General features: G+C 41.9%; 8 protein-coding genes. 4 read left to right on the forward strand and 4 right to left on the reverse strand.

Translation table 11 applies throughout. The features are described from left to right. Positions 1-326: 326 nt before the first annotated feature. The 3 genes from ACFE90_RS34630 to ACFE90_RS34640 are packed head-to-tail and all read right to left on the reverse strand — an operon-like array spanning position 327 to position 1117. Positions 327-713 carry a hypothetical protein gene (locus ACFE90_RS34630; protein WP_375506801.1) on the reverse strand — a complete coding sequence of 129 codons (387 nt, stop codon included), beginning with the start codon at positions 711-713 and terminating at the stop codon, positions 327-329. Beyond that, a complete protein-coding gene (locus tag ACFE90_RS34635; protein ID WP_375506802.1) occupies positions 710-889 on the reverse strand; it encodes a hypothetical protein in 180 nt (59 codons plus the stop codon). Before ACFE90_RS34635 ends, ACFE90_RS34630 begins: the two co-directional genes overlap by 4 nt. A 9-nt stretch (positions 890-898) precedes the next feature. Further along, the gene (locus ACFE90_RS34640) at positions 899-1117 is read right to left on the reverse strand and encodes a hypothetical protein (protein ID WP_375506803.1); all 219 of its coding nucleotides are present in this window, start codon (positions 1115-1117) and stop codon (positions 899-901) included. Positions 1118-1305: 188 nt separating this feature from the next. Between ACFE90_RS34640 and ACFE90_RS34645 the strand changes: the two genes are divergently transcribed. After that, on the forward strand, positions 1306-3210 hold the full coding sequence (locus ACFE90_RS34645) for a chloride channel protein (protein WP_375506804.1): 1905 nt from the start codon (positions 1306-1308) through the stop codon (positions 3208-3210). Between the two features lie 176 nt (positions 3211-3386). Here ACFE90_RS34645 and ACFE90_RS34650 read toward each other — a convergent pair whose 3' ends face one another. After that, positions 3387-3800, reverse strand: coding sequence for an AbrB family transcriptional regulator (locus ACFE90_RS34650; protein ID WP_375506805.1), 414 nt, complete (start codon positions 3798-3800; stop codon positions 3387-3389). A gap of 421 nt (positions 3801-4221) precedes the next feature. On the opposite strand from ACFE90_RS34650, the gene ACFE90_RS34655 reads away from it, so the two are divergent. The 3 genes from ACFE90_RS34655 to pyrR all read left to right on the forward strand — a co-directional run bounded on the left by ACFE90_RS34655 (position 4222) and on the right by pyrR (position 6352). Next, a complete protein-coding gene (locus tag ACFE90_RS34655; RefSeq protein WP_100901398.1) occupies positions 4222-4662 on the forward strand; it encodes an Rrf2 family transcriptional regulator in 441 nt (146 codons plus the stop codon). Positions 4663-4734: 72 nt separating this feature from the next. Further along, positions 4735-5706, forward strand: coding sequence for an adenosylcobinamide-phosphate synthase CbiB (cbiB, locus tag ACFE90_RS34660; protein WP_375506806.1), 972 nt, complete (start codon positions 4735-4737; stop codon positions 5704-5706). 109 nt (positions 5707-5815) lie between these two features. Next, positions 5816-6352, forward strand: coding sequence for a bifunctional pyr operon transcriptional regulator/uracil phosphoribosyltransferase PyrR (gene pyrR / locus ACFE90_RS34665; protein ID WP_375506807.1), 537 nt, complete (start codon positions 5816-5818; stop codon positions 6350-6352). Positions 6353-6405: the final 53 nt, after the last annotated feature.

Genomic DNA, 6405 nt, shown 5'->3' on the forward strand with positions numbered 1-6405 from the left:
CTCCTTGTTGAGAAGTAGATTACCATACTTTTTTATTAGTGGGATAGTTTCCTGTAAGCTGATGTATGAGAGCGAATAAAGGCTAGAGGAATCTACCACTTAATGAACGAACCTTCTAAGGAAGTTATTCAGAAACAGTGAATTAAGGAGTACTACGAAGTGGACATCCACCGAATAAGTTTACTGTTGCACTAGGATGTGTATTTCAGCAAACATAATGTAAAACCGTGTCCTATTTGGGGCAATAAGACACGGTTTCATAGAAGTATTTAGTTATAATATTACAAAAATCAAAGTAAGATTTGATTTATACCAAAGTAATCCATTTACTGAGAGTTGTTTCCTGGTTTATTAACTTTCTCTGTTGTGGGTAACCCTTGGTGATCGTAGTTTGTCCTTTCTTGAGTTAAGGCGATCGCACTAAAGAAAATAGCACTTCCTACAGCCAAGGCCACCATAGGACGCTTCAGTAAGACAAAATCTCTGATAATCCTAGCTAAAGGTCGGCTTTGACGACGTAGCGACGAAGCAACCATCAATTGTCTCCAAGTAAACGGATCGCGCACATAATGACCGCTTTGGCAAACTACTAGCCGTTCCTGGCAATTGGGACAGCAAAACAAGCCCATGCGCGTTTTAACTAGTTTGGGCGTATTATTTCTTTGGCAAATTGGGCAAGTAACATAATGATTATGAAAGGTGTGTATATTCATTTACCTCGTCCGCCTAGTCCATTTACTCGCTCTATAACAATAGCTATACTGAATTCCGATCGATACTTAGCAGACTTCCAAGTATGGTCTGACATCAGCCATAAATCACACATACATTGTATTACTACCAAGGATGTCTCAATGGTCGCAACACGAGTATAGCTAGATTTAGGCAAGAATGACTCCTAGTACTCGACCAGCACAAAAATGACGGGTGAAGGGAAACAGGGGAAGAAAATAACTTGATTTTCTTGCCATAAACCCCCGCAAAGTTTCTTTGGTGGACTACTCGTTAATATTTGTGGGTGCGTCCACCCAGACCACAAAAACTTGTTGTCTTTAGAAAGAATAGCGTTGGCACTCACTCCCACCCCACTAACCGCAGCTACATCCAAACTAGGCATCGCTGACCCTTAAATAATTGTCTCCCATGTAACCATTCTCCCCATAAAAACTTGCACAATGACATTTTTTACTAAATCTTTGTAAATCAAGCAAATAAAGTCTACTTGTCTGGTTGCTAAATAATGGCTCACAATGATAAGTAACAGATAAAAATTTAAATTTTTTCTTACATTTACCCCGCCTCTCAATGACTCTCTTGCCTCCCACTCAACTGAGGAAGGTAACGGAACAACCTGCCTTTCCTACACCTTCCGCTCGTTTAGCCCACTTAATTAATCGTTTTCAACCATCCCCAGAAACCGTTGTCCTGTTTTTAGCCATGCTCATTGGCGGTGGTACGGGTATGGGTGTAGTCACCTTTCACTATTTAATCCAGCTGATTCACCAGTTAATGCTGGAAAATTTAATGGGTCAAATTGGCGTTTGGGGTGCTTGGACTTTAGCCTGCGTTCCCACCCTTGGCGGATTAATCGTTGGCTTGATGCGCTGGCGCACTCAAGACTTTGGCCCTGAACTTTCATCTCTCATCGCCGCTTCTCAGGGAACAGAGATTAGGCGACCACTACGACCAGTGACAAAAATGCTGGCTGCATCTGTTTCTTTGGGGAGCGGTGCTTCTTTGGGCCCAGAGGGGCCGAGTGTAGAAATTGGCGCAAATTTTGGGATGTTGTTCTCTGAAATCCTTAATGTATCTCAAGAACGACAACGTTTGCTTTTAGCTGCTGGCGCTGCAGCTGGACTTGCGGCCGGATTTAATGCTCCTATCGCTGGAGTATTTTTTGCCCTAGAGGTGGTGATGGGAGCGACATCTTTCGCTACTTCTGGTGTGAGTGTGGTGCTGCTAGCGGCGGTAGTAGCAGCATTAATTGCTCAAATTGGTTTGGGGGCACAACCTGCTTTTGATTTACCTGTTTACCAAGTCCGCAGTCCCTTGGAATTACCCCTTTACCTTGGCTTGGGTTTAGGAGCTAGCCTAGTTTCTCTGGCTTATACTCAATCAATTCGAGGAGTAAAAGCCTGCTTTGCTGGGAAGGTTCCAGGTTTCACCTTTTTAGGAAAAATTCCTGAGGCGATTCATCCAATTATTGGCGGTGTGATGATTGGTGCAGTTGCTTTGCACTTCCCGCAAATTCTGGGCGTGGGTTATGAAACTGTAGAAGCAATGCTTCAGGATGTAGAATTTCCACTCTACCTATTGGTGATGCTGTTGGTGGTGAAGTTAGTGATGACTGCGATTAGTACGGGTAGTGGTTTCATCGGCGGTTTGTTTGCACCAGCAATGTTTTTAGGTGCTTCTTTTGGATCGGCTTATGCGAAAATTTTAGCTGTAGCATTCCCGGCTATTTGCGATCAGATGGCGGCTCCCCCAGCTTACGCAATGGTAGGAATGGCAGCTGTGTTGGCTGGTAGTGTTAGAGCGCCGTTAACGTCTATTTTAATGCTGTTTGAATTAACCCGTGACTATCGCATTGTTTTACCGTTGATGGCAGCTGTGGGTTTGAGTGTTTGGTTAGTGGAAAGGATTAAACCAACTTTTAGCTCTAACTCTAACTTACAACAAATTGGTCTTTCTGAATTAAAAGATGAAAAAGCAGAAATTGTGCAGCAAATTTTGGTAGAAGATGCCATGTATCCCTGCCCAAAAAAGTTACCTGCAACTCTTGGAGTGTTAGATGCAGCTGTAGAAATGATCCGCGATCGCGTCCGCAGTGCTTTAGTAATTGATGAAGCAGAGCAATTAATTGGTATACTTTCTCTGGAAGATATTAACCGTGCCCTTGCTCTTTGGCAAACTTACTCAAATTCGCCAACTGAAATTCCAGATAATTTATCCAGTCAAACTCTCATAGATATTTGTACTACTGAAATCCTTTATGCATGGCAAGATGAACTATTATCTGAAGCTTTAGACCGCATGAGTCTTAGAGGTTTGCATCAATTACCAGTGGTAGCACGAGATAAACCCGATCGCATTTTGGGTTTACTAGAAAAAGAGCAAATTGCATTAACCTGCAATTTAGCAGTTACGCGCAAGGCACTTCGTCATTATTTACCAGTCTTACCGACCACAGATATAGTTATTAGTCATTAGTCATTGGTCATTAGTCATTAGTCATTAGTCATTGGTCATTGGTCATTGGTCATTGGTCATTAGTCATTAGTCATTGGTCATTGATTTTTACAAAGGACAAATGACGATTGACTAATGACTTTTTATAGTCATTGGTTTTCACAAAGGACAAATGACAATTGACTAATGACCATTTATTAAGCTGTAGCGTCTATGTCTTCATCATCTTCCCGATCTTCTGGGTCTACCTGTTTCAGACGAATGTGCTTTTTGCCTAAAGTGATGATAAACTCATCTCCTGGTTTCAGATTCATCTGTTTTGTATAAGCTGAACCTATAAGTAAGTTACCATTCGATTGCACACTAATTCTATAGCTAGCACTACGTCCACCACGCCCATTAGCACTGGGTGTACTATCCAACTGAATGCCTTCGGCATCAATTAGGGCATTTAAGAATTTCATCATATTGACGCGCTCTATACCATTTTTGGTAACGGTATAGTAACCGCACTTTTTGGCTTTGTCTTCTTTGCTCTCGTTCTCTAGCTCTTTGACTTTTTTGAGCAGTTCTTCACCGAGTAGGGGTTCAATTTTTTTCTGTTTAGGCATCAACTTAGGTCGAAAATGAATGTTTGAAGTGTTGGAATCGATTTTATTTTAGCTGACGTTGAGCTAATAGGAACGTAATCCTTTAGTTTTTATCTCAACCTAGCCAAGTATATTACACTCATAGGCACAATTGTTATCCCGTTACCAATATTGCTAAGACAATCTATTTTAGATAACGCAGGCAATATTGATAACTATCTATATATAGTTAGTGAATCACTGCTAGACTATACAAGTTTTAAGTTTTCTAAACTGACGCTCGAAAAGTTGTTTACTTGCTGAGGATGATAACAGAGTCACAGAATGATAAGTAAAACTGATCCTTAACCATTGATAATTGGTTATTGGTCACTTGTACTGAGCGTTGTCAAAGTATTGGTTATTTACAAATGACAGAGGACAAACAACAAAGCTTGCCAAAATGAAACTAACTACCAGAGGACACTATAGTGTGAAGGCGTTGCTAGATTTGAGTTTACAGCCAAAATATGGCCCTGTATCTGTAAGAGCGATCGCTAAACGCCAAGATATCCCAGCTCCTTACCTCGAAAAACTACTAATAGAAATGCGTCGTGCGTCAATAGTTAAATCAATTCGTGGTAGCATCGGCGGATACCAATTGGCAAGAGAGCCGGCACAAATATCTATAGGACAAATTTTAGAAGCAGTTGGCGAGACTAGCCATTTACCCCATCACACCCCAGCACCTGCACAAGCTGAAGATTGGGTAACATTTAGCCTATGGCAGAGACTCAACCAAAAGCTCAAAGAAGCTTTGTACAGTATTACTTTGGCAGACCTTTATTATGATGCTCGTAGCTGGCAAGCTGCCCTTGGAGAAGAAGCTAGTTTTGTGGTTTAGTCAAAAGCGGAGCCGGAGACGTTTCCGTTGCTCCGGTCAATAGTCCAAATATTGACCTTTGACTCGTAACTTATGACTAATAGCATCTATATCTTAATTATTGCTGCACTTTTAGATTACTTAATTGGCGATCCTTGGAATTGGCCTCATCCAGTGCAAGTTATGGGGTGGGTAATTTCTCATCTGACCAAATTTTCTCTTCAATTGTGTCAAAATTCTCTAACACAACGCCTAGCTGGAATTTTACTAGGTATTATCCTCATAATTGGTAGTGGACTTGTTGGCTTTTTGATTATTCAAAGTGCCAAATTGGTTCATCCGTTGTTGGGAATTACAATAGATATCATTCTTTTGGCTAGTTGTTTTGCTGGCAGAAGTTTACGAGCCGCAGCAGTGGCTGTTTTAGAACCTTTAACAGCAGGAGATTTGGAGAAGGCTCGGAAGATTTTAAGTAATTACGTTGGTCGGGATACCCAAAACCTCTCACAAACAGAAATTTACCGAGCCGTTTTAGAAACGGTTGCAGAAAATGCCACTGATGGGGTAACGGCTCCGCTTTTTTATGCAATTGTTGGTGTCTTTGTGCCAGTTGTGGGGCCAACTCCTTTGGCTTTAGCATATAAAGCCAGCAGTACCCTTGATTCAATGGTGGGCTATCGAGAAGCACCCTATACTTATTTGGGATGGTTCTGTGCGCGGTTGGAAGATTGTTTGACTTGGCTACCTTGTCGGTTAACAGTCGTGACTCTGGCGCTGTTATCGGGTAAACCGATGCATGTTTGGCGAATTTGTCGTCGGGATGCAATTAACGATCCTAGTCCCAATTCTGGCTGGAGTGAGTGCGCCTATGCTGCTTTTTTGGGCGTGCAGATGGGGGGTACAAATTGGTATCGCGGGGTAGCTAAGTACAAACCACTGCTAGGAGATGCTATTTATCCGATTACTGCAACTTCCATTCAGAATGCTTTGCAGTTGACCCGATATTGTTTTTTGCTATGGTTAGGGATAGCGATCGCAATATTCTTAATACTCCCAAATAGGTAATGATAAATATAAAGTTAGGAGTTAGAGACGCGATTAACCCTTGTCTGTACAGGAGTTAAGAATAAAAACTCCTAACTCCTGACTCATCACTCCTAACTTATCACTCACTATGTCTGCCAAAGTAGTTGAAATTCTCTCATCCGAAGAAATCCGTCGTACCTTGACTCGCCTTGCCTCTCAAATTGTAGAAAGGACGCGTGATTTGTCTCAACTGGTGCTTCTTGGTATTTATACCAGAGGTGCGTTATTAGCCGAATTGTTGGCGCGTCAGATTGAGACGCTAGAAGGTGTAGCCGTGTCAGTCGGCGCTTTGGACATTACATTTTATCGAGATGACCTCGACAAAATCGGATTACGGACTCCAGCGAAAAGCGAAATTCCTTTTGACCTGACAGGGAAAACCGTTGTACTTGTGGATGATGTAATTTTCAAAGGACGGACGATTCGCGCTGCTTTGAACGCAGTCAATGACTACGGTAGACCGGAGGTGATTCGTTTAGCTGTGTTAGTAGATAGGGGCCACCGAGAATTACCAATCCACCCCGATTTTATTGGCAAGAAGTTACCTACTGCTAAAGAAGAAGTTGTCAAAGTTTACTTACAAAATTGCGATGAACGAGATGCAGTGGAGTTGATTAGTCATTAGTCATTAGTCAGGAGTTATAAATTATTATTCTCCCCTTCTCCCCCTGCTTCCCC

The organism is uncultured Nostoc sp. (genome assembly GCF_964245445.1).
Lineage (GTDB): Bacteria > Cyanobacteriota > Cyanobacteriia > Cyanobacteriales > Nostocaceae > Nostoc.